Below are 23515 nucleotides of genomic sequence, written 5' to 3'. Positions count from 1 at the left end.
GTTCGACCGCTAGGCGATCGCGCTGGTAGCCGACACAAGCAATTCAGCGATGCCGTCGATATGTTCGTTCAGGTAGAAATGTCCGCCGGTGAACACGGTCACCTGGACATCCGCACGGCTATGGGCCGACCACGCATACAGATAGCGCGGCGTGATGAACGGGTCCTCGTCACCGCCGAGCACCTGGATCGGCGCATCGATTCGCACGTCCGCCGCACAGGAGTAGGCGTCGAATGCCCGGTAGTCGGCCTTCATGACCGGCAAGGCCAATTTCATGATCTCCCGGCTGGCCAGCACCTCACCGCCGGTGCCGTTGAGCACGGCGGCGTGGTCGAGCAATGCTTCGTCGTCGTCCGGATGGTCGGGCAGTTCGGCGACTTTCGCGGGCGCGGCGGTCGCCGAGGGTACGAGAAGCCGGACATTCATGCCCGCGACCTCGGCCAATCGCACGAACTCGAACCCGACGATGCCACCCATGCTGTGCCCGAAGACGGTGATCGGCAGGCCACGGTTGTGCGCCGAAGCCCGAAAGGCCTCGAAGGCGCCGGCCGCGATCTCCGGCAAGGTCGCCAGCGCCGCCTCACGGGCACGATCCTGACGACCAGGGTATTGGAAGATCACCACGTCGAAATGCACACTGAGCCGCTTGGCCATCACTCGATAAGCAGAGGCGCCGGTACCCGCATGCGGAAAGATCAGCAGTGGCGGCAGTGAATCAGAGCTCGGCGCCTGGAATTGCCGCAGCCAACCGAGTTCCCGTGCCATGCCCTACTCCTACCCATCGCGGATATTGCACCGGCAGTCGTTACCACGCGTGGCGCGTACGACCCGAAATGGCCGTCACACATTCGCGAAACGTCCGATGCTGCCGAAATACGTTGTACGCCAAAAGAAACCGCCGGTTCGGTGCGATATTGACGACGCCGCGTACTCAGCCGGCCCAATCTTGCAGCGTAAGCTTAGCGTAGGCTACCCTAATGGCGATAGTGACATAGGTAACGGACGAACGGAGCACCATGCCGAGGAATGGAACGGGGACGCCGTACGTCTTTCCCCGCGAGCTGACCGACATTTCCGACAGTGTTCGCGAAGCTCCCGAACCGGTGGTGCCGAGCTTCCCTGAGCCTTATTCGCTGCGCATGGTCGACCCGGACAGCGCCGACCCCGAGACGCTCGCCGAATGGATGGCTCGCCCGCATCTGGTCGAGACCTGGGAGCAGGCGTGGTCGGCGGACCGGCGGCGGATCGACAGCAGGGCGCAGCTGGCCGGAACCTACTCGCGGCCATGCATTCTCGGCTTCGATTTCGCGGCCGTCGATCGACCCGACCTCGGGCGTAGCGACGTCGCGTATGTCGAGCTGTACCGCGCCGCGAAGGACGAGATCGCCAAGCTGTACGAAGCCGACGCCCTGGACATGGGCTTCCACATCGCCACGGCGGAGCCGAGCCTGGTGGGCCGGGGCGTCATGTCGGCGTGGATCGCTCAGCTGGCCACCGAGGTGTGGCGCGCCGAGCCGCAGTGCCGACGGCTGATGTGCGACCCCGACTATCGGAACCTGCCGATGCGTAAAGCATTGCAGAAGAACGGCTGGCGCCATCTCGGCGAGTTCGACATTCGTCCCGATCGCCGGATCTCGCTGCACACCCTCCCGCGTGAACCCGAGGATATGCCCGCCCTGCGGCGCTGACCGCTCGAGCACGTCCGATCCTTACCGAACCACCAGGCGCCGGGCGCCGGATCCGGCACGAGCCGGCTCCGGGCTCAGCACCCGATCCGAAAGCTCCCCCAGACAGCTCAGATTCGGAAACCCCGGCCCCTGCGCGAGGGCCGCGAGGTTGGGCAGATACAGCTTCGACGCCAGCCCGGACACCGCCAGGTCGTAGCCGATCGACGACTCGAGCCGCGACTGGGTGAGTGGGCCGCCGACCGCGAGCTCCAGCAGATCCGTTGCGTAGGAGTCGAACAGCTCGAGGAACCACAACGGCTGGCCGCCGGTGGCATCGATCGCCAGGTCGAAAGTGTGCACCTGATCCGCGCGCAGTTCGTTGCGCAGAGTGACGGCGACACCGTCCGCGTGGTCGGCGACGCGCACCACCCGGCCCTGCAGATGATGGACTCGGTTGTCGCCCAGCAGGTTTTCCTGCACCCGCACCGAGAAGACGCCGCGATCGGTGCGGCGGATGACATCTCGGCGTTCCTGCATGCTCAGCGCCGCCCATTTGCTCGGATCGCTGAAAAGCGCGTTCTCGAAATAACTTTCGCCGCGGGTATAGATGGTCGCCATCGGCGAGATCACCGAGATGGTCAGCATCTCGTGCCGGACCAACTCGTCCAGGGCGGACCCGGCGGTCTCGCCGCCGCCGATCACCGCGGCTCTGGACGCCGCGGGCAGTGCGCGACGTCCGGCGAGTTCCCAGAACTCGGCGATGCTGAGGATGCGCGAGTGCTCGGCCAGCGTCCTGGTGCTGCGCCCGGGGCCGGTGATCATCAGACCGTCGGCGGCCAACTCGGTGTCGCGACCTTCGGCGTCGGTCACCGAGGCCGACCATCCGTTGTCCCCCTGCCGGATCGACCGCACCGTGCCGATGACCAGGTCGAGGTCGATCGCGCGGGCGACCCACTGCAGGTACCTGGCCCAGGTGTGATGGTGCGGGCTCGGGCGCCCTCGATCGATCCACTCGGCGAAGGTGCCGTGCTCGACCAGGAACGAGGTCCAGTTGAATGCCTTCATCGCCGCGTTGATGGCCTGGTTGTGGCCACGTGCCCAGGTCGAGCGGTACGGGAAGCCGATGTCCTTTTCCGGGCTGGTGCCGAGCCGGTGCTGCCCGTCGGTCCAGCCGCCGCTGGGCAGCCAGTTGCCGCCGACGGCATGCGCCTCGACCACCACCACCCGCGGCGCAGGCAGTCCCAGGTTCCGTAAGACGTGCGACTTCGCCGCCACCGCAAGGGCTTTCGGCCCCGCGCCGACTACCAGAAGTGTCTCCACCGGTTCTCCACTCTCGCGCGCAGTGTCATTGATGTTGCGTTCGCGCCCACAACAACAATCCCCCGCCCAGCTATGTTTGCGTAGGCTTACCTTATATTGCGAGAGGGTTGGCCGCACAATGGCATCACACGCAACGATTGGATGGACAGAATGCTCCGCACCACAACAAAGAAGTCGGCGTCGTTAATCGCGCTCACCGCAGCAACTCTCATCGGCACCTTCGGCTCGGTCGCGACCACGGTCCCCGCGGCCGCAGCGCCGATCGTCGCCCCGATGCAGGCCAGCGCACCCGGCACGGGCGAGCTGAAGGCAAAGCTGCAGGTCGTGCTGAACACCGGCGCGGCACGGTCCGCCCGTGCCGCCGAGCTCGAAGCAGGCGAGGCGGGCCTGCCGCTGGCCGATCAGGTCGGCACCGCCATGGCGGCCACCCCGCCCAGCTTCCGGTGGAACATCCTTGGCCCGGTGACCGTCAACGGCGATATCCTCGGCGCCACCCTGCAAACCGCGGTCGATGGCTACGACCCCTTCCATTTCGATCTCACCTGGAAGAACATCGACGGCACCTGGAAGCTCACTCGCGAGGCGCAGTGCACCATCGCCAGCGTCGCTTTCCTGCCCTGCACCGTGTAAATAACTGCGCTACAACGGGAATGGCCTCCCGCGCACCGGAGGCCATTTCCGGCTGCCGCAGTGTGGCCCACGACACACGCGAATTCCCGCTGTTCTTAGGTTAGCCTTACCCACATGGGTAGAGGATTCGAAGGCTTGATGCTGAAGGCGTGGCGCGCCGAGGACTACCGCCTCACCGTCACGTCGACCGAGACCATCACGGACAAGTTCGTGCGGCTCGGCTTCTCCGCCGGGGGGCTGCTGGAAGACCACGCCGTGCACCCGACGCAGTGGGTCCGACTGTGGATCCCCAACGGTGAGAAGGAACATCAGCGGGGCTACACGCTGGTCGACCCGGATCCCGCGGGTGACCGCTTCTGGATCGACTTCGCGATACACAACGGCCCGGCCGCCGTCTGGGCGCAGAACGCGACCGTCGGCACCGAGATCGATGTGTCGGTGCTCGGTTCGGACTTCCAGCTACCGGATCCGCTGCCGAGCGAGTTCGTCGTCTTCGGCGACACCGCGTCACTGGCCGCGATCAACTCGCTGCTCGACGCGATCGGCGACACCCCGGCCCGGGTGTGGCTGGAATGGCAGTACGAGTCCGACACCACGCTGCCGGTACGGAACAAGCCGCAGCACCAGGTGACCTGGCTGCAGCGCGTCGACAACGGCCGACTGCTGCGCGAGCAGGCGCAGCAGCTGGAGATCCCGAAGGACGCGTTCGCCTGGGTGGCCTGCGACGGCCACACCACGCGTTCGATCGTCAAGTCGCTCAAGACGACCCACGGCCTGCCCAAGACCTCGATCAAGTCGCAGGCTTACTGGAAGTAGGTCGGCGGCGGTGTCCGCCGGGGTAGCCACTCATCCCCGAGGATGACCTCGATCGCGACCAGTTGTCGACGCGCACGCGGCGGTAGTTGCCGCACGCTGGTACTCAGGGCCGGTCGACGGACTTCCGTGGGACCGGCGCCGGAGTGGAGGTCAGCGACGCATGTCGATCATGGATGTCCTGCTGGCGCTCGGCGCCATCGCGTTCGCGGTGTCGGCGGTCGCGTCTCGCCGGGTCGCGCGCCGGGTGGCCCCAGTGGTGGTGCCGGTGCTCGTCGTCGGCTGTGTCCTCCAGTGGTTGATCGAGGGGTTCTACTGGCAGTTCGCACCGACGTATGTGCTGATCGCGGTGGCGGGCGGACTCGTTGTCGCGCAGGCGAAGTGGGCCGGTGACCCGACGGCGACCCGTGCGCGACGGCTGCCGCTGACGCTGGCTCGCGGTGGTGTCGGGTTGCTGATGGTGCCCGCGGCGCTCGCCTGGGCGGTGGTTCCTGTCCCCGACCTGCCGCGACCGACCGGGCCATATGCGGTGGGTACCGAGATCTTTCGCTGGGTCGACCGGAACAGGCCGGAACCCGCGACGGATTCGGCCGAGGATCGGCGCAATGTCATTGTGCAGGCCTGGTATCCGGCGGACCCGGCGGGGAACGGTCGACCCGCCGTGTATCTCGACGGGCTGAATCAGCTGCCGGAGCAGGTCACGGTGCTGCCGGGCTTACTCATGCGCGGCTATCACCGCGTCGATACCCACGCTCGGCTGAACCTGCCGGTCAACCCGGACCGGGCCCACTGGCCTGTTGTGCTGTTCTCGCCCGGATACGGTGCGCCACGCGCCTTTTACACCGGGTTGATCGCCGACCTCGCGAGCCGGGGCTTCGTGGTGCTCGCCGTCGATCATCCGTACGAGGTCGCGGTCACCGAACTCGCCGACGGCACCATCGCGACACCGAGGCAACACTTCCCGGACAACGACCCGGACGGATCGCGCTATATGAGCGTGCAACTCGATGTCCGGGCGGCGGATCTGCGCTTCGTGGTCGATCAGCTGCACCGCCCGGATACGCTGGGGCCGCGCCTGTCCGGTCGCCTCGACATCGAACATGTTGCCGCCGTCGGTCATTCGTTCGGAGGCGCGGCCGCGGCGGCCGCGCTGGCCGACGATCCCCGCCTGATGGCCGCGGCGAATATCGACGGCACGTTGTACGGCAAACTGCCCCAGCGGTCATTGCACAAGCCGTTTCTGTTGGTGCAGAGCGATTATGCGGAGACCGAACACTCCGAGCAGTTCCTGGACGGCAATGGATCGTTGCTCGCCCGGTCCACCGCGCCGGGCTTTCGCTTCGAGATCGCCGAGGCGAACCACTACAGCTTCACCGACGCTCCGCGCTTCCTCGCCGACCCGGCAAGATTCCTGGCGGCGCAGTTGATCGGCGGCGCGCGCGGGGCACGGGAAACTCAGCGGGCCACCAACGACATTCTGGTGGCGTTTCTCCAGGAGCCGCTCGGGGCGGGGCGCGCCGATCCCAGCGTCGCCGCGGCCCGCTACCGAGACATCCGCGGCGGGTCGGTGCGCTGAACACCAGAACTCTTGCGCCTTAGGCGAGTTCGAGCGGTGTGCTATCAGCGTCGGCTCAGACCCCTGCGGGTTCCAGTCGCCATCCGGTCGCGCGGGAGCGTTCGTTCCAGAAGTCGGCGTAGCGACCACCAGCCGCCAAAAGCTCGCTGTGCGTACCGCGTTCGACTATCCGACCGCCGTCCAAGAACAGGATCTGGTCGGCGTGCGCGATGGTGGCGAGGCGGTGTGCGACGACGATGACCGTTCGGTCCCTGGTGAGTTCGTGCATGCCACGCACCACGACCGCCTCGCTGTGCGGGTCGAGCGCGCTGGTCGCCTCGTCCAGCAGCACGATCGGGGCGTCCTTGAGCAGCGCGCGGGCGATGGAAACCCGTTGCCGCTCACCGCCGGACAGCGCCGCGCCACCCTCGCCTACCAGCGTGTCCCAGCCGTCCGGGAGCCGTTCGACGATCTCGTCGACGCGCGCGGCTTCGGCGGCCCGGCGCACTTCGGCGTCGGTGGCGTTCGGTTTGCCGATGCGGATGTTGTCCGCCACCGACTGGTCGAACAGGTACACGTTCTGAAAGACCAGCGACAGCTGGTTCAGCAACGTCTCCGACGGTTGCTCCCGCACATCGTGCTCGCCGACTACGACTCGGCCTGCGTCGATGTCGTAGAACCGGGCCACCAGCCGCAACAGGGTGGTCTTACCCGCACCGCTCGGGCCGACGATCGCGGTGGTGGTGCCCGCCGGGACGCTGAACGTCAGGTCGGTGACGACCGGCTCCCCCGGCCGGTAGCCGAAACTCACCTTGTCGAACACGACTGCCGGCACGCCGGGCGTCACCGCGGTCTTCGCCTCGGGCAGTACCGGTTCCGCGAGCAGCGTGCCGACCCGGTCCGCAGCGGCCGCGGCGGAGCGCAGCGCATTGGCCAGCTGCGCAGCCTGATTCAGCGGCTCGATGAACCGGGAACTCACCGCGATCAGCGCGATGGCGGCGGCCGCCGAGATGGCGCCTTCGGTCACCCGGCCCACGGCGACGTAGACCAGCAGCAGAAACACCGCCTGCACGAATAATCCGAACACGATCAGTCCGGGCACCGTCGCGACCATGAGCCGCGAGATCGCGGACCGCTGCCCGAGCAGCGCCGCCTCCAGCGCCCGGTTGCCCGCCCCGACCGCACCGAAGGCCCGCAGCACCGGCTGGGCTTGCGCGAACTCCAGCACCCGCGCGTCCGCTTCGGCCGCGGCCGCGTGCATCCGCGCATCGGAGCGGGTGTAGGCCCGGTTGGCCAGGCTGTTGATCGCGTACAGCACGGGCGCCGCGAGCAGCATGGCGACCGAGATCCGCCAGTCGATGAACAGCATGCCCACCGCGACACCCAGTGGTACCAGGATGCTGGTGATCACCTTGGTCAGCAGATAGGCGACCAAACCCTGGATTTCCCGGACATTTTCGACGACGACCCGGGACAGCACGCCCGCACTCTGCGACTCGAACCAGCCGAGCGGCAAGGCGTTGAGATGATCGCCCAGCCTGGTCTGCAGTCCGCGCTGCATGCCGACCCCGATGCGCAGCCCGATCACCGCCTGCATGAAGCCGAACACCACGACGGCCGAGACCGCGGCCACCATCCACAGCGTCCACATCCAGGCGCGGGCCAGATCGTCGTCGAACAACGCCTCCAGCACCGGGACGAGCAGCAGATAGGCCGCCGCCTGGCTCAACGCCTGTGCGACGATCGCGGCGAGCAGTTTCGGGGTCAGCGGATCGAATTCGGCGGGCACCAGCCCGAGTACCTTGCGAATCATCGGTGTTCCTCCGTCTCGGCGAAGGCGATCGCACCGAGGGCCGCCTCGTTGATTTCCCACAGCCGCTGATAGGTCCCGCCCGCGTCGCGCAGCCTGCGATGGTCGCCCTGCTCGACGAGGTTGCCGTTCTCCAGCACCAGGATTCGGTCGACGCCGGTGATGGTGTGCAGCCGATGGGCGATGACCAGGACGGTGCGCCCGGCGACCAGCACCGCGAGCGCGTCCTGCACCGCCGCTTCGGATTCCGGGTCGGCGAAGGCGGTCGCCTCGTCCAGCACGAGCACCGGTGTGTCGGCCAGCAGCGCGCGAGCGATCGAAAGCCGCTGTGCCTCACCGCCGGACAGGACGGCCTCGACTCCGATCTCGGAGTCGTAGCCGCGCGGCAGCGCCATGATGCGGTCGTGGATCTGGGCGGCGCGGGCCGCCTGGGCCACTGCCGCGTCATCGGCGTCCGGCCTCGCCAACAGCAGGTTGTCGCGCACGGTGCCGCCGATCAGCCGAACGTCCTGGAAGACGAAACCGACTGTGCGATACAGCTCCTCGGTCGAGTAGTGCCGGATATCCCGGCCGCCGATGGTGATCCGGCCGGAGCCGACGTCGTAGAACCGGGGCAACAGCTTGGCGAGCGTCGACTTGCCCGACCCGCTCGGGCCGACCAGCGCGGTGAGGGTGCCCGGTGCTAGTTCGATGTCGATGTCGCGCAGGACATCATGGTCTGTGCGATAGCCGAACGTGACGCCCTCGAACCGAACGACACCGGCCGGCGCGGCGGTCGGCCGATCCGAATCGGGTGCGTCCGTGCTCAATTCCGGCGTCTGCTGCAACTCGTGCAGCCGGACGGCGGCGGCACCGGCGGTGCGCAGCGCCTGCGTGCCGTACCCGAGCCCGAGCAGCGCGCTGCCCAAACCCAGTCCGACCAGCAGGAACGGCAGCACGTCCACCGGTTCCACCCAGTGCAGGCCGACGCCGGCGAGGCCGGCCAGCACGATCAACAGCATCACGAAGACCGGCGCGACCACCAGGTCGGAGCCCGATTGCAGCCGGATCATCGGGGTCTTCAACCGGTCGAGGCTGGCCGCCTGGCCGTCCACCGCCTCCTGGAATACGCTGTGCGCCTTACCCGCCTGGCCGAATGCCCGCACCACCTGGATGCCGTCGACGAATTCGATGGTCGCCTCCTGGGTGCGGCGCTCCCAGCGGTTGTAGACCGTCAAACGGTCGCGGCCGTCCTGGTCCAGCATCCTGCTGTAGGTCACGGCATAAGCGACCAGCGGAACCAGCAGCACCAAGGCCAGTCGCCACTCGACGGTGAACAGGTAGCCGAGGGTGATGAGCGGGACGGTGAGCGCGCCGACGAACTCCAGCCGCGCGTGCGCCACCAGATAGTGCAGCGCCTCGACGTCGTCTTGCAGCAGCTTCTTCACCGCACCGGCAGAACGATCGCTGAACCAGCCCAGCGGCACCCTGGTCAATTTGGCCGCGAGCAGCCTGCGCAGCGACAGCTGGTAATTCGCGTCGACCAGATGCGACCAGGTCAGGGCTACGGCTTGCAGCAGGCCGCGCACGACGAGCACGACAACGGCAACAAGGAGCAGCCGCCAGACCCGATCCGTATCGACCTGGTCGGCTAGCAGTTCCCGGCAGGCCTCGACGATCAGCACGAACGGCAGCACGGTGCACACCGAGGCGACGGCCACGAGGAGGCTCGCAAGGGTGAGCGCCCGTCGCACGGGGGCCAGGATCTCCTTACGCGCCAAGGCTTCCGCCTTCTTGCGCACTTGCCGCGCCGCGCGCGGCGGCCGGTTCCCCGTCTCCGCCACAGGTAGCGGCGCGACCTCCACCGTCATAGTTTGCTGCCTCTCGCCGTCATCACCAGTGCCTCCCCCGAACCGGCTCATCGTCACACAACCCGAGCCGAGAAGATAGGTTAGCCTAACTTTGCCGGAATGCGGGTTTGCCGGCGGTCCGCTATCGCATCACCGGCAACACCGTGCTCGTACTCCGCCCGGTCGCGGCCTCGATGAAGTCAGCCGGGTCGGCTACGGCGGCCAACACCTGCACCACGCTGCGCAGCGTGGCCTGCGGCACCGGCGGCCCGCCGACCGCCGCGATCAGATCGAGCAGGTGCACGGTGACGTCGACGATGGCCACCTCGAGCAGGGCCTGATAGGTCACGGCACCGAGGTGCGGGTGCGGCAGCACGGTGGCCGGGTCGATAGCGCCGAGTTCCCCCAGCGCCCGCGGGCCGTCCTCGACGAAGCGGCGTAGCAGTGCGTCGGTGTCGATACGCTCCGCCGTTGCACTGGCTTGCCCGGCGATGTCGTCGGCTGCCGTGTGCGCTAAACCGCCGGGAGCGTTGAAGATTCGCAGGATCTCCGATCCGTTGGCGGCTGCCGGTGGGCCCGTCACCCGGGCGTCACGCATCGTCGCCATGATCGCGGGATCGGGCGCTACATGCGCGAACAGCGCGCGCACCGACCAGCCGGGCAGCCGGGTCGGCGTCGCCCATTGTTCCTCCGTCAGGGCAGCCCCGCGTTCGGCCCACGATCGCCAAAGTTCGTCCAGCATCTCGGTGTTCATTCGACCTCCTTCAGAAATGCGCGTGTTTATCGCCGAATAGCTTGTCGCGCTGCGGACTTGTTCCGGTTACCTGCGAAAACGGCTTCGTACACAAGGCTTTCCGATATCCGTCACCTCGGGGAACGCTCCATGAACGGCGGCTCGACCAGGCCCGATAGCGCGGATACATGGCTAGCTTTCACCATACGGAAACACCACATTGGAGTCGTGAATATGTTTGTTACACGGATCATTTCCACAATTTCGCCGTGTTCTATCGACCCGGGTGCGCTGACACCGGATCAGGCCCACCGCGCCATGCAGGTGCATTTGAACTGCAGCGTGGATATGTGCCGGATGCGCCGCCGAGCACGGCGGACCTTGGTGGAAGCGCGGCGGATGGTGCTCGACGAGCGGGCGACGCCGTAGCCCGCTGCGCGCGTACCCGGGACCTGCCGTGGCACGTCCCGGGACCGCGGCAGCCGAAATGCGCCGAACAGGAATCGTCCCGGCTATCGCGGTGTTGTCCCGTGCATGACCACAACGGCATCCGACCGATCCGCTGCTGCCCCCGTCGTCGACCCGAGCACCGACTTCGGCGCCAAGGTCGCCGAGCGACTCGACAAAGAACGCGTCATCTGGCTGACCACCGTCGGGGCCTCCGGAACCCCGCAACCCAATCCGGTCTGGTTCCAGTGGGGCGACGACGAGTTCCTGCTGTTCAGCAAGCCCGATCAGGCCAAGCTGCGCAACCTGGCCCGCAACCCGCGCGTCGCGCTGAACTTCAACGCCACCGAGTGGGGCGGCGAAGTCGTCGTATTCACCGGCACCGCCCGCATCGATGACGTGGCCGCCACGCCCGACGAAATCGCCACGTACACAGCGAAATACACCGATGGCCTGAAGGACATCTCGATGACCGCCGAGCAGTTCTTCACCGAATACTCCGCTGTCGTCCGGATTCGCCCGGATCGCCTGCGCGGCTTCTGAATTCGCGCCGATCATGTTCGAACCCGCACCGCAGTCGGCCGCCTGGCAGCATCGCGGCGCACGCACCGGTTTCGAGATCGCCTACTTCAAGGTGACCGAGAGCGGCGTACAGATCGACGGATGCGCCACGGCGGTCGAGGACGGCCGCGCCTGGGCGGTGGACTATCAGCTCACCCTCGACCCGTCGTGGCACACCCGGCGAGCCAGGGTCGCGACCCGGTGTCCCGGCGGCTGGCACACGGTCGCGCTGGACACCGACGGTGCGGGCAATTGGACGGTCGACGGGGTGCCGCACGCCGGGCTGAGCGGTTGCCTCGATGTCGATCTGGAGGCTTCGGCCCTGACCAACGCGTTCCCGGTGCACCGGCTCGGCCTCGACGTGGAAGCGACGATCGATGCGCCGGCAGCCTACGTGCACGCCGCCGGATTGGAGGTGACCCGGCTGGAGCAGGTCTACCGTCGGATCGCCGACGACGGTTCGCATCAGCGGTTCGCCTACCAGGCCCCGCAGTTCGATTTCCGCTGCACGCTCACCTATGACGAGTCCGGTTTCGTGCTCGACTACCCCGGCATCGCGATACGCGCCCACTGACCCGGCAGCGCGCGGCGAAACCCCCGGCGACTAGGGTCGATGCCGATGAGAAGGCGGCAGCAACCGCCGTTGCCGAAGCGGCACGGCCTGGACCCGGCCCGGCTCCGGCTGCCGGAGGACGGCGACTGGGCGACGATTCGCGACCATTTGGTCGAGCGGCTGCCCCGGGTGGATCCGGCCCGGATCGATGAGTTGCTGCGCGACGGCGGGATCGTGGATCTCGACGGCCCGATCAGGCCGGACGCGCCCTACGTTCCCGGCGGGGCGGTGTGGTTCCACCGCGACCTGCCGGTCGAGACGCCGGTGCCGTTCGAGCTCACCATCGTGCACCGCGACGACGACCTGCTCGTCGTGGACAAACCGCACTTCCTCGCGACCATTCCGCGCGGCCAGCACATCCTGCAGACCGCGCTGGTGCGTTTGCGCCGCGACCTCGAACTGCCGGACTTGATACCGGCGCATCGGCTGGATCGGGTGACGGCCGGGCTGGTGCTGTTCATCATCAACCCGGCGCGGCGCGGGGCGTATCAGACGATGTTCCACAAGCGGACCGTCCGTAAGGAGTACGAGGCGATCGCGCCGTACGATCCGGCGCTGAGCCTGCCGCGCGTCGTGCGCAGCCGGATCATGAAAGAGAAGCATGTGCTCGCAGCGCAGGAGGTCGACGGCGAGCCCAATGCCGAGACCTCGATCGAGCTGGTCGAGCATCGCGACGGGCTCGGCCGGTATCGGTTGCGCCCGTTGACCGGCCGGACCCATCAGCTGCGGCTGCACATGAACGGCCTCGGCGTCCCGATCCTCGGCGACGACTTCTATCCCGTGCTGACCGACAAGCCGGTCGACGACTTCACCCGGCCGCTGCAGTTGCTCGCCGCATCGCTCGAGTTCACCGATCCGATCAGCAACGTGCCACGCCGCTTCGAGACCACCCGCAAACTGCAAGCCTGGACCGACCCGGTGGGATGGGCCGGCTGACAAACACTGGCAGTCAGCCGGCCCGGGGCGCCCGCCGCGGTGGCTCAGGCCACGTCGGGCGCGGCTCCTGTAACTGAAACAAGTTCTAGTCACAGTAACCGCTGCGGCGCGCCACCACATCGAGACCGATGAATCCGGCCGATTCGGGTATGCCGACCCCAAATGACGGACCACGCGGCAGGCCTGGCACCCATCCGTACACTGGGCGGGATGCTCGCACAGGACCTCGCGGAAACCACTCCGCCCCGCCACAAATTGCATGCATATGCCGACGTGGCCGTGGTTGTCGTGGTCCTGGCGGGGACCAATCTGATCGCGCACTTCACCACCGCCTGGGCCAGCATTGTGACCGTGCCTGTGGCCGCCCTCGTGCTGCTGGCGTTGATGCGCCGCCGCGGCATGAACTGGCATGAATTCGGCCTCTCTCCCCGGCACTGGCGCCGCGGCACGCTCTACGCGCTCGGCGCGGTCGGCGTGGTGCTCGCGGCGGTGGCCATCGGAGCGGCACTGCCGATCACCCGGCCGTTCTTCCTGGCCGATCGCTACGCCACCATCTCCGGCGCGCTGATCGCCTCGATGATCGTGATTCCCTTGCAGACGGTGATTCCCGAGGAGCTGGCGTTCCGTGGCGTGCTGCACGGCACGCTCGATCGGGTTTATGGCGCGCGCGGCGTCTTCGCTGCCGGGTCACTGCTTTTCGGGTTGTGGCACATCGCCTCGTCGCTGGGTTTGACCAGTAGCAATCGCGGGCTTTCCGGATTCGTCGGCGGTGGCGTCATGGGGCAGATCATCGGCATTCTGCTCGCCGTCGTGGCTACCGCGGCCGCCGGTGTCGTATTCACCTGGTTGCGCCGGCGCAGCGGCAGTCTGCTGGCACCGATCGCGCTGCATTGGTCGGTCAATGGCGCGGGAGCGCTGGCTGCTGCCATCGTTTGGCATACCACTATGAATTGAGCAGCCGCGCCGGTCGATCGCGCACGCGCCTTTCTCACCACATACGCCGCCGAAATCGTGCATCTCGCATAGGAATTCCCGCCTTGTCTGCCGCCGTTGCAGGCGCTATTTCAGCTCGGGTCCGACGGCGTGTTGCTTTTAGCGGCGTGTCACGCGAACGTCCGAGATATTCGCACTGGTTTTCGAGCGTCGGCATTGACCTCGGCCGGTGGCCGGTTTAGCCTCATTGCGATCACACATACGTTCGAGCAAGTAGGTCTGCTGACGATCTGCTCCGGGAAGGCTCGCGATGCGCGACGAACAATCCACCGGTAGTTCCGAGATCGCCGCGTTGGCGCAGCGGGTCGAGACGGCCCGTGGCAAATTGCCGCTGCAGCACGACACGGCGCTGTTCGAGGTGTTGTCCGAGGGGGAAATAGGGGCGGAACGCGAGCTCGCGGAATGGGTTCGGGCGCAGCGGCGTAAGCAGCGGCGGCGGGCGGTCGAAGAAGAGCTGGCCGCGGAGAAGCGAGATCGCCGGACCGCGGCCAAGATTCGGCGGGCCGACGAGGCGGACGAGCGGTGGCATCGGCGGGCGCTGGCCGCGCGGCGGCGGGTGTCGAGCGAGGACGCGCGGTTGGCCCAGCTCTACCGGCGCGCCGAATGGTCGTCGCGGGCGCTGATCGCCGTAGTCGTGCTCGGCATGGTGTGGGCGGGGGTGAACGTGCAGCACAACCTGGTGCCCAGCGGCGACATGTCCGACCCGCTGTACTGGTTGAGCTACGGGATCGAGGCGATGATCTCGATTCCGATCATCACCATCATGGTCGCCGCGACCACCGCCGCCCGCTGGGGGCGCGAGCTCGCCCGCGGCAAGGTGATCTTCTTCGAGACCGCGCTGCTCGGCACCACCATCGCGTTGAACGCCGGGCCGCATCTGGCCACGGGGTCGTGGGGGCGCGCCGCGGAATACTCGATCGCGCCCATCATGGTCGGCGTCGTGATCTGGTTGCACGCCTGGGTTTCCGCGCGTTATGCGCTGCTCATCGATGGTGCGCCGGTGATGGATCGGGATACGACGGTCCGGCACCGGGTCAGCGAACGGGATTCGCGCGTCGGGCTCACCGTCGATGCGCCGGATGATCGGCGGTGGTTGCTCGGTGGAGTCGATTCGTACGAGGCGACGATCGCTGCTCGGGCGCCTGGAGCTGATGCGGACGCAGGCTCGACGGGTGCCGATAGACATTCGGAGAAATCGCGGATCCACCAGGCAGAGCCGGCGGCCAACGGGCATGCGGTGTCGCCGTTCTCGGCCGACAGCGCCCAGCGTGGGACGTATGGGCCCACTGAAGGCTCTCGCCCCGCGACCAACGGGCATGCCACGCGCTCGGTTTCGGCTGACGATCAGCGCGCGGCTGCTTCGGCACCGGTAGCGGACCATTCCGGCACCAACGGCCATGTCACCACCAACAGCCATGTTGCGACCAATGGGCATGTCGCAGCGCCGTTCTCGGCCATCAACGGTCATCCACTGCCCGTCGAGTTGCGCGACCCGCGTACTGCACCGTCCATCGACAATGCGCGCCCCGCGACCAACGGGTCTGCGCTGCAAGCTGATTCGGCCAACCGCGCACCTCGGGACGCGGTCGCCACCTCGAGTTCCACCGGAACGGCCGCGCATCCGCCTTTCCACACCGTCGCGTCCAGCAACGGCCATGCGATCGCGACCAACGGCCACACCCTGACGAACGGCCGCGCGGTCACCGACGATCACGCCACCGACGGCGGCCGACCCACGTCAACGAATGGCCAGCCGGTCAATGGCGCCGCCCGAACCACACCATCCAGCAACGGCGACACCGCACACGTCAACGGCCGCACCGTCGACAGCGGCCGGACGCCGACGAACGGCCAGGCCTCGCACAATGGGCACGCGATGCCGCTGTTTCCGATAGACGACATGCCGCGTGAACCCGCCGATTCCGGACCCACCGCCCCGGCGCCCGGGCCCATCGCAGACGCGTCGCTCGGCGACGAGCCAGAAGAGCCTCACCCTGGTGACCCCATTCGTAAGGCCGCAGCAACGATCGCCGACACTGTCGCACAGGCGATCTCGGGGGAAACGGTTTCTCGCCCCACCACCAGCCGCCGAAAGTCGGCCGCCGCAGGCATCTCCGATGCCGAGATCGAACAACTCGTCTTCGAGGAGAATCCTGAACCGCCGCGCCCTAGCCGGCGCACCGAACCCGCCAGCATTGTTGGCCGCGCCGCGCCCGTTGTGGATATGGAGCCGGAGCTCCTGGACGACGAGGACGAGATCGATGAGGACGACGAAATCACCGCTCTCGCACACGAGATCGCACGTCGCGGGATGTCGAATCTCTCCGTCGAGCAGCTCGCCGAGATCCTTCGTCTCGCCGACGAATCCTGGTTGACTCCGGGCATTGCCAACGAGGTCGGCGTCTCCCGTGCGGCCGTAGCCCGTGCGGTGGAGGCGGGGATCAAGGTCCGCCGCCCCTTCGCCATCAGCGGCTGATCCGCGCGGGTCATTCCCGTTCGACAACAGCAGGGCTGCCCTCCGGAGTGACCGGAGGGCAGCCCTTTTCCGCTCGACACGATCAGCGTGCGGTCGGCGCCGTCACCTCGCTGGTGGGTTGTGCCCTTCGCTCCGCGGACGCACCAGGCTGCTCGTCACCGTGCCCCGGCCACCACGCACGGTGCCCGAGCAACGCTGTGAGCGCCGGGGTGAAGAACATCGCCATCACGAAGGCCGCGATACCGATGCCGACCGAGATGGCGAACCCCATCTGCGAGAGAACGTTGTTGCCCGCCAACATCATCGAGGCGAAGGTGCCTGCGAGGATCAGGCCTGCCGCCGCGACCGTCGGGCCGGTGTGCTGCAAACCGAGCGCCGCCGCCTGGCGCGGATCGCGCCCTTCTCTGGCCTCTTCGCGCAACCGGGCCACCATGAGGATGTTGTAGTCCGTGCCGAGCGCGACCACGAACAGGTACATGATCACCGGCAGCGTGAAGATCAGGCCGGTCTCCCCCTGGAGGTGCTGGAACACCAGCACCGCGGCGCCGAGCGTGGCGGCGAAGCCGAGGAACACCGACGCCATCAGATACCACGGCGCCACCAGACTGCGCAGCAGCAAGGCCAGCACGATCATGATCAGGATCGCCGCTACCGGGAATACGATCGCGTAGTCGTGGTTCATCGCGTCCTGGAAGTCGACGAAGATGGCCGTCATCCCGCCGACGGCGGCGGTCGTGCCGGCCGGCGCGGCCGCATGCGCGGCGTCGCGCAATGGATTACGGACCGTCTCGATGGCGGCGTCCGATTCCGGTGCGGCGGTGAGTGTCACCTGGAAGTTGGCAGTCGTCTTGTTCTCGGACAGCAGCGGTTCCGCCACCTGTCCCACGCCGGGCACCGCGGTCAACGCCGTCCGGTAGGTCGCGAGCTGGTCGCTGGTCAGCGCGCCGTTGTCGGCCCGCAACAACACGTCCGACGGCTGAGTGGCGCCGGCCGGCATGCCCTTGAGCAGTTCCTTGTTGTAGACCACCGATTCGGACGCATCCGAGGTCGAGCCCGAACTCAGATCGAAGGTCGGATTGAAGCCGACGGCCAGGATGCCCAGCGCGACGAGCAGACCGCCGGAGACCACCGCGAAGGCGGCGGGACGACGGCCGAGCGCCGCACCGAGCGCGGCGAAACGTGCACCCTTCGGCTCCGCCTGCCAGGCTTTGGACGGCCAGAACACCTTGGTGCCCAACAACGAAACAACGGCCGGGACCAACGTGAGACCGGCGACCAGCGCCACCGCGACCGCGATGGCCAGCGCCGGACCGAGCGCCCGGAACATGCCGAGCGTGGACAGGGTCAGCGCCATGAACGCGATGATCACCGCCGCCGCCGCGGAGGTGATGGCCTCGCCGACCCGGGTGACGGCGCTGACCATGGCGGTCTTCGGATCTTCCCCCGCCCGCAGCCGTTCCCGGTAGCGGAACATCAGGAACAGGATGTAATCGGTGCCGACGCCGAACAATACGACCAGCAGGATGGCGTTCACCGAACTGTCCACCTTCAGATCGAAGGCCTCGGCCGTCATCGCGATCAGCCCGCCGACCAGACTGGAGACGGCGCCGATGGTGACAATCGGCAGCAGCGCGATCACCGGGCTGCGGAAGATGATCAGCAACAGCACGAGGATCAGCACGATCGTCGCGACACCGATGATCGCCATGCCCTTCTCGCTGGACTCCATCTGATCCAGCATCTGCGCCGCCTGACCGGTGATGCCCGCCTTCAGTTCGCCGCCTTGCACTTCCGTCTTCAGCGCGTCACGCAGCGCCTCGACCGCGTCACTCTGTGTCGTATCGCCCGCACTGGTCACCTTCGTCAGCTGCACCGCGATCACTTGGATCAGCCGGTTCTCCGACGGCGGAATCGGCTGTAGCCCAGTGACATCCTTGATGTTGGCCGCACTCAGCTTCGCGCCGATGGATGCCACCGCGGCCGTATCGCTATCGCTCAACTGCGCTCCGTCGGAGCGGGCGAAGACGATCAGCGCCGCGGGCGCCGCACTCTGCGGAAAGGCCTTCTGTTGCATGTCGAGTGCCTGAATCGACTCGTAATGCGAAGGCAGGAAGTCGGATTGATCGGTGGTCGATTTGAGTTGCGGCGCCGTCGCCACCACACCGACGATGATGAGCAGCCACAGGCCGATCACCTTCCACGGATGGTGCACGACCAACTGCCCGAGTCGAGCAAACATGGGACTGAGTCCTTTCGGTATCCGAGCTGCCGCTCAGATGTCGAGATCCTCGATGGGAGGGTGCGCGGAAGTATCGGTGAGTGTGCGGAAGATCTTGGCGGGCACCCGCTCTCGCAGTTCCTCGAACGAATCCACCACCTCCAGCGTGCGGTCGCCCCAACTCTGATTGTCCAGGTCCAGCCCGCCACGCCAGTTCGTCTTCTGCATCTTCTTCAATTCCTTGACCCAATCGGCCACTACCGAGAAATCGGTCCATTCCGCACTTTGCTTGTGCACCACGTACTTCCCTTTGCGGCTCCGATAGACCCGGACCAGCTCGACCCCCGCCTTGGTGACCTGCGTCGACTCCCCCACCCGCCGCCCGGCNCACACCACCGTCTACATGCGCCTCTGTGTCCTCACTCGACCTCCCGCACCGTGCCCCTCACACTCGTTTTTTTTTTTAAAGGTCCCGGCGCCCCCCGAGACCTCCCCCTACGCCTTCGTCGGCGGCGTCAGATGTGTAAAAGAGCCACCCCCCGGGACCCACCTTCAGCACGACTTCCGGAAACCCCTCCGGGTCCGCCTTCTCGAAGTCGACACCCCCCTCGACCGCAACCGCCTGCACCGATTCACTACTCATGACGACTCCATCCATACGTAAATGCGCATGCACGCATCGATCCAGACCAACGGACCCCTCATTCGCCCCGCCGGCCCAGATCCTCGGTCTCGATTTCCCCGGGCCACTGCACACCAGCACCCGTCGCGACCACTATATGTAGATGTATACGTATAACGCAAGGCCCTGTCTGTCGTTGATCACTACAGGCAGGCGAGACCGCGCTCGATCACGACGGATGAACTCTCACAGCGGACTTAGCTGCCGAGGCTCAGGCGCCGACTTGGCTCGGTTCTTTGTCGACGGCTGGGTGGCGGCGGTTGTGCAGGGCCAGGAGCAACGGGATGCCGAGGCCGATGCCCAGGCCGAGGGCGGCTGCGGCCCCGAAGCCTGCGGGGAAGCCGCCCGCGTCGATGGCGATGCCTGCCATCGAGCTGCCGATGCCGTTACCGAGGGTGAGGGCGGCGCTGTGCCAGCCGATGGCTTCGCCACGGCCGCCTTCGGGGACTATTCGGCTCATCTGGTCGATGGAGGCGGTAATCGTTGGGGCGCAGAATAATCCGGCGACCAGGCCGGTGATGGCGAGGGAGACGGGGCCGATGGCGAAGGCCATCGGCAAGGTGACGGCCCCGAGCGCGGCGAGCAGGAGGTAGGTGGAGATCTTGCGGTGCAGCGCGCCGTAGGTGAGGCCGCCGACCACCGAGCCGAAGCCCCAGACGGCGAGCACGACGCCGAGCCATTTCTGCGCGTCGAACTCGCGGATGGCGGAGACGAAGGTCAGTTCGGAGCCGGCCAGCACGGCGATGGCCGCGCTCGCGCCAACGCACAGGGCGACGAACTCGAGGCGGAACCAGCTGCGGCGCGGAACGGCGACGGCGTTCGCGCGGTCGGCGTCCTGGGCGGAGCGCAGTGGTGGATTGCGCACCCAGAGCAGGATGCCGGCGAGCACCAAAGTCATTTGCACGAAGAACAACACCATCGTGGTCGACCAGATGCTGGCGGCGGCGACACCGACGATCGGCCCGACCATGAAGGCGCACTCGACCGACACCGACTCCAACGCGAGGGCGGGCTGCCGGTTCTGCTCGGTCGTCGCGGCGATGACCGCCTGCCGGACGACGGTGAAGATGGGGACGTCGAACAGTCCGGCGATCGCGGCGAAGATGAGCAGCGGCACGTAGTCGACGAACGGCGCGATCGACCAGCACACCGCGCCGACCAGAATGGACGGCGCGACCGTGCGGCGCAGTCCGAATCGATCGAGCAGCCGCCCGCGCCACGGCCCGCTGAGCGCGATGCACACGGTGGCGATGGTGCTCAGCACACCGGCCTGCACGTAGGAACCGTGCAACGTCTGCACCACGTGCAGTGCGAGCAGCACGGCCCCGGCGAAGAACGGGATGCGCACCAGCGCCCCGAGCAGCAGTACGTTGCGCACATCCGCACTCGCCAAAACCACCCGATAGGACCGCACCGACCGAGCTTGTCACGCTGCACCGACAAGCCGCTACCGATTTATCCCATGAATTTCGCCGCTGTCACTTGCCGCCCAATGATCAAGCGGTGGTTCACATTTGCGCTCGACCGTCGGGTCGGTTCAGCTGGCGAGACCCGCGCGGTCGAGCAGGTAGTCGGTCATGGGTTCGTAGTACTCGGGGAAGACACCGTCGTCGAGCGGGACGGTAACAGCGATCTTGCCTTCGGCGCGGCCCGCGAACAGGGCTGGGTCGTTGGAGTCGGCGAAACCGACGGTGTCGATGCCCGCTTCACCCGCGGCGCCGGCCCAGCCGTGGTCGGCGATGACCAGGTCGGGCCAGGGATGCGGTTCGGGGCGGTCGCGCAGTTCTTGCAGCATCGCCTGCATGGGGTTCGGGTCGTGCGTGTGCTGCAATCGGCCGCCGGTGCTGAGCGCGGCAACGCCTGAGCTGTAGACGATTTCGCGTATCCGCGAGCCGTTCGCGGTGATGACGGGGTACGACCAGCCCGCGGCGGGGGTGAGTACCTCGCATCCGGCGGCGCGCAACGCGTCTTCGACTGCGCGGTAGACGCCCATGAGCGGCCCGGGGTGTCCGGTGGCCAGCAGCACTGTTTCTCGATCGCGCGCGGCCTGCCCGATTCTGGCGCCCATCTCGTCGAGCGCCTCGATGGTCAGGTCCACGCCGATGGTGTCGGCGCCTTGCCGGTGCCGCGGGTCGGGGTTGACCCCACACAGCCGTGCCATCATGTCCAAGGTCTCGTCGAACGTCCAGTCCTTCAACGCCAACCCGAATTGGTACCCGGGGTCCTTGGCGACCATTCTGCGGTAATGCGCCAGATTTCCCTCGCGTGGCGTCGCGACATCGCCCGCTATCCGGGTCTGTAGCAAGTGCTTACGCAGCAGCGCCCGGTCGTATGGCTGCACCAACAATCCCACCTCCGCATCGGCCGGCACTGCTACCGAGGCCAGGTGCTTCGACGCAGTGTTCGCCGTCAACACGACACTACAAGGACGGGCGCGACCGGCAACCGCAGTACGCGCCCGCTGGACCGCCTCGCCGCGATCTCCTGTGGGTCTGGGCTAACCCGCTCGTTCGAGGAAAGGGTTGCGCACCTCTAGCCCGAGGAAGCTGCGGCCGTGTTGAAGATCTTCCGACAGAATGTATTTCGCGCCGGACTGGGACGCAGCCTCGACGATCAATGCATCCCACCACGACACGCTGTGCGTTTCCGCGAGGAACGAAGCGTTCATGAGGATCAGCGGGTCGGTATCGCGGGCGCACCATTCGCTGTACAACGCAATGATGCGGCGGACCTCGGCGGGGCTCAGCTTCGGCCGCAACTTGCGGGTGGCCACGGAGTAGAACTCCTGGAGGACCTGCGTGCTCAGCAAGCCGACCTTACGCTCCCACAGGTCCGCGAGGACTTCTCGCGCAATCGTGCTGCGACGGTCGTCCCCAGCTTCATAGGCATAGATGAGCACGTTGGTATCGATGAAAACCCGCTCCGATTTCATTCGTCTCGGTCCCCCGCCCGGTCGTAAAGATCTTCTCGGCTCCACGTCACGCGACCACCACTGCCCCGCGCCGCCGCCTCCGCCATGAGCTGCAACGCCTGAACCTTCGCGGCCTCGTAGCGAGCGGCATCGGCGGCGAGCTCGCGCACCTGTTGCGCCAGTAGCGCACTGACCGACGTCCCCTGCCGAGCCGCAATGACTTTCGCCTGTGTGATCACCTCTTCGTCCAGCTGAAGCGTCACATTTCTCTTGGACATGCCACAGGCTATCACGTGGCCCACGTGAAAGTAACGTGGATTTCGAACTGCCGCGCGAAACGACGAAGGCCCGCCTCCCAACCGGGAAGCGGGCCTTCGCCTCGAAGATCGGAGCGGCCTACTTGGCCTTCTCCAGCACCTCGACCAGACGCCAGCGCTTGGTCGCCGACAGCGGTCGGGTCTCCATCAGCTGGACGCGGTCGCCGATGCCGGCGATCTCGTTCTCGTCATGCGCCTTCACCTTGGAGGTGGTGCGAATGATCTTGCCGTAGAGCTTGTGCCGGTTACGGTCTTCCAGCTCGACGACGATCGTCTTGGTCATCTTGTCCGAGACAACGTAGCCAACTCGAACCTTGCGGCTGGCGCGCTGCTGCTCTTTCTGTTCGCTCATGCCGCATCTCCCTTGTCAGCGGGTCCGGAGGCCAGACCGAGCTCGCGCTCGCGCATGACCGTGTAGATGCGCGCGATCTCGTGACGAACCACGCGCAGCCGACGGTTGTTGTCCAGCTGACCCGTCGCCATCTGGAAGCGCAGGTTGAACAGCTCTTCCTTGGAGTCGCGCAGCTTCTGCACCAACTCTTCTTCGGTGAGCTCGCGGAGCTCTGCGGCCGGTGTTTCGGTAGCCATCAGAACTGCTCCTCCCTGGTCACGATCCGGCACTTCATCGGGAGCTTGTGCATCGCGCGGCGCAGGGCCTCACGAGCAATCTCCTCATTGGGGTAACTCATCTCGAACATCACGCGGCCGGGCTTGACGTTCGCGATCCACCACTCCGGCGAACCCTTACCGGAACCCATGCGGGTTTCGGCAGGCTTCTTGGTGAGCGGGCGATCCGGGTAGATGTTGATCCAGATCTTGCCGCCACGCTTGATGTGGCGGGTCATCGCGATACGTGCCGACTCGATCTGCCGGTTGGTCACGTAAGCAGGCTCCAGCGCCTGGATCCCGAACTCGCCGAACGCCACCGAGGTGCCGCCCTTGGCCATGCCGGAACGACCGGGGTGGTGCTGCTTGCGGTGCTTGACCTTACGAGGCATCAGCAT

The 23515-nt window shown here is 66.8% G+C and carries 24 protein-coding genes; 9 read left to right on the top strand and 15 right to left on the bottom strand.

What is annotated here, in order from left to right:
- Nucleotides 1-9 precede the first annotated feature (9 nt).
- On the bottom strand, nt 10-765 hold the full coding sequence (locus DBO33_RS06060; RefSeq protein ID WP_107654137.1) for a thioesterase II family protein: 756 nt from the start codon (nt 763-765) through the stop codon (nt 10-12).
- Between the two features lie 251 nt (nt 766-1016).
- Between DBO33_RS06060 and DBO33_RS06055 the strand changes: the two genes are divergently transcribed.
- Complete coding sequence (locus DBO33_RS06055; protein WP_107654136.1) at nt 1017-1688, top strand: GNAT family N-acetyltransferase; 672 nt, start codon at nt 1017-1019, stop codon at nt 1686-1688.
- Between the two features lie 21 nt (nt 1689-1709).
- Here DBO33_RS06055 and DBO33_RS06050 read toward each other — a convergent pair whose 3' ends face one another.
- Nucleotides 1710-2987, bottom strand: coding sequence for a SidA/IucD/PvdA family monooxygenase (locus DBO33_RS06050; protein WP_107654135.1), 1278 nt, complete (start codon nt 2985-2987; stop codon nt 1710-1712).
- 150 nt (nt 2988-3137) lie between these two features.
- Between DBO33_RS06050 and DBO33_RS06045 the strand changes: the two genes are divergently transcribed.
- The 3 genes from DBO33_RS06045 (at nt 3138) to DBO33_RS06035 (ending at nt 6006) form a co-directional block, all read left to right on the top strand.
- Entirely contained in the window at nt 3138-3617 is a 480-nt protein-coding gene (locus DBO33_RS06045; RefSeq protein ID WP_107654134.1) for a hypothetical protein, read from the top strand.
- 114 nt (nt 3618-3731) lie between these two features.
- Nucleotides 3732-4433, top strand: coding sequence for a siderophore-interacting protein (locus tag DBO33_RS06040; protein ID WP_107654133.1), 702 nt, complete (start codon nt 3732-3734; stop codon nt 4431-4433).
- Nucleotides 4434-4593: 160 nt separating this feature from the next.
- Nucleotides 4594-6006, top strand: a complete 1413-nt coding sequence (locus tag DBO33_RS06035; protein ID WP_107654132.1) for an alpha/beta hydrolase family protein — start codon at nt 4594-4596, stop codon at nt 6004-6006.
- 55 nt (nt 6007-6061) lie between these two features.
- On the opposite strand, the gene DBO33_RS06030 is transcribed toward DBO33_RS06035, so the two are convergent.
- From DBO33_RS06030 to DBO33_RS06020, 3 genes are all read right to left on the bottom strand, one after another.
- Nucleotides 6062-7798, bottom strand: a complete 1737-nt coding sequence (locus DBO33_RS06030; protein ID WP_107654131.1) for an ABC transporter ATP-binding protein — start codon at nt 7796-7798, stop codon at nt 6062-6064.
- A complete protein-coding gene (locus DBO33_RS06025; protein WP_107654130.1) occupies nt 7795-9645 on the bottom strand; it encodes an ABC transporter ATP-binding protein in 1851 nt (616 codons plus the stop codon). The genes DBO33_RS06030 and DBO33_RS06025 overlap by 4 nt, the downstream gene beginning before the upstream one ends.
- Before the next feature lie 121 nt (nt 9646-9766).
- Nucleotides 9767-10378 (bottom strand): maleylpyruvate isomerase N-terminal domain-containing protein, encoded by a 612-nt coding sequence (locus DBO33_RS06020; protein WP_107654129.1) that lies wholly within the window; start codon nt 10376-10378, stop codon nt 9767-9769.
- Nucleotides 10379-10891: 513 nt separating this feature from the next.
- On the opposite strand from DBO33_RS06020, the gene DBO33_RS06010 reads away from it, so the two are divergent.
- The 5 genes from DBO33_RS06010 (at nt 10892) to DBO33_RS05990 (ending at nt 16383) form a co-directional block, all read left to right on the top strand.
- Nucleotides 10892-11347, top strand: coding sequence for a TIGR03667 family PPOX class F420-dependent oxidoreductase (locus DBO33_RS06010; protein ID WP_107654127.1), 456 nt, complete (start codon nt 10892-10894; stop codon nt 11345-11347).
- A 13-nt stretch (nt 11348-11360) separates the two neighbouring features.
- The gene (locus DBO33_RS06005; protein WP_107654126.1) at nt 11361-11939 is read left to right on the top strand and encodes a putative glycolipid-binding domain-containing protein; all 579 of its coding nucleotides are present in this window, start codon (nt 11361-11363) and stop codon (nt 11937-11939) included.
- Between the two features lie 45 nt (nt 11940-11984).
- Nucleotides 11985-12914: an RluA family pseudouridine synthase gene (locus tag DBO33_RS06000; protein WP_107654125.1), complete on the top strand. Its 930-nt coding sequence runs from the start codon at nt 11985-11987 to the stop codon at nt 12912-12914.
- A 210-nt stretch (nt 12915-13124) separates the two neighbouring features.
- Entirely contained in the window at nt 13125-13868 is a 744-nt protein-coding gene (locus DBO33_RS05995) for a CPBP family intramembrane glutamic endopeptidase (protein ID WP_107660022.1), read from the top strand.
- Between the two features lie 289 nt (nt 13869-14157).
- Nucleotides 14158-16383, top strand: coding sequence for a hypothetical protein (locus DBO33_RS05990; protein ID WP_107654124.1), 2226 nt, complete (start codon nt 14158-14160; stop codon nt 16381-16383).
- Nucleotides 16384-16465: 82 nt separating this feature from the next.
- On the opposite strand, the gene DBO33_RS05985 is transcribed toward DBO33_RS05990, so the two are convergent.
- The 10 genes from DBO33_RS05985 to rplP form a co-directional block, all read right to left on the bottom strand.
- Nucleotides 16466-18622 (bottom strand): MMPL family transporter, encoded by a 2157-nt coding sequence (locus DBO33_RS05985; protein WP_107654123.1) that lies wholly within the window; start codon nt 18620-18622, stop codon nt 16466-16468.
- Between the two features lie 33 nt (nt 18623-18655).
- On the bottom strand, nt 18656-18976 hold the full coding sequence (locus DBO33_RS05980) for an EXLDI protein (RefSeq protein ID WP_159080130.1): 321 nt from the start codon (nt 18974-18976) through the stop codon (nt 18656-18658).
- 88 nt (nt 18977-19064) lie between these two features.
- Nucleotides 19065-19244, bottom strand: a complete 180-nt coding sequence (locus DBO33_RS05975) for a hypothetical protein (RefSeq protein WP_159080129.1) — start codon at nt 19242-19244, stop codon at nt 19065-19067.
- Nucleotides 19245-19494: 250 nt separating this feature from the next.
- A complete protein-coding gene (locus tag DBO33_RS05970; RefSeq protein WP_234390708.1) occupies nt 19495-20697 on the bottom strand; it encodes an MFS transporter in 1203 nt (400 codons plus the stop codon).
- 123 nt (nt 20698-20820) lie between these two features.
- Nucleotides 20821-21624, bottom strand: a complete 804-nt coding sequence (locus DBO33_RS05965) for a phosphatase (protein WP_107660021.1) — start codon at nt 21622-21624, stop codon at nt 20821-20823.
- A gap of 156 nt (nt 21625-21780) precedes the next feature.
- Nucleotides 21781-22215 (bottom strand): PIN domain-containing protein, encoded by a 435-nt coding sequence (locus tag DBO33_RS05960; protein WP_107654119.1) that lies wholly within the window; start codon nt 22213-22215, stop codon nt 21781-21783.
- Nucleotides 22212-22472, bottom strand: coding sequence for a DUF6364 family protein (locus DBO33_RS05955; protein ID WP_159080128.1), 261 nt, complete (start codon nt 22470-22472; stop codon nt 22212-22214). The genes DBO33_RS05960 and DBO33_RS05955 overlap by 4 nt, the downstream gene beginning before the upstream one ends.
- Nucleotides 22473-22590: 118 nt before the next feature.
- On the bottom strand, nt 22591-22863 hold the full coding sequence (rpsQ, locus tag DBO33_RS05950) for a 30S ribosomal protein S17 (RefSeq protein WP_107654117.1): 273 nt from the start codon (nt 22861-22863) through the stop codon (nt 22591-22593).
- A complete protein-coding gene (gene rpmC / locus DBO33_RS05945; protein WP_039822417.1) occupies nt 22860-23099 on the bottom strand; it encodes a 50S ribosomal protein L29 in 240 nt (79 codons plus the stop codon). The genes rpsQ and rpmC overlap by 4 nt, the downstream gene beginning before the upstream one ends.
- Nucleotides 23099-23515 (bottom strand): 50S ribosomal protein L16, encoded by a 417-nt coding sequence (gene rplP / locus DBO33_RS05940; RefSeq protein WP_025347180.1) that lies wholly within the window; start codon nt 23513-23515, stop codon nt 23099-23101. Before rplP ends, rpmC begins: the two co-directional genes overlap by 1 nt.

The sequence above is a fragment of the Nocardia suismassiliense genome (genome assembly GCF_900269665.1).
Taxonomy (GTDB): Bacteria; Actinomycetota; Actinomycetes; order Mycobacteriales; family Mycobacteriaceae; genus Nocardia; species Nocardia suismassiliense.
Note: the sequence above shows the minus strand (reverse complement) of the source record. Positions and strands in the feature narration are given on the sequence as shown.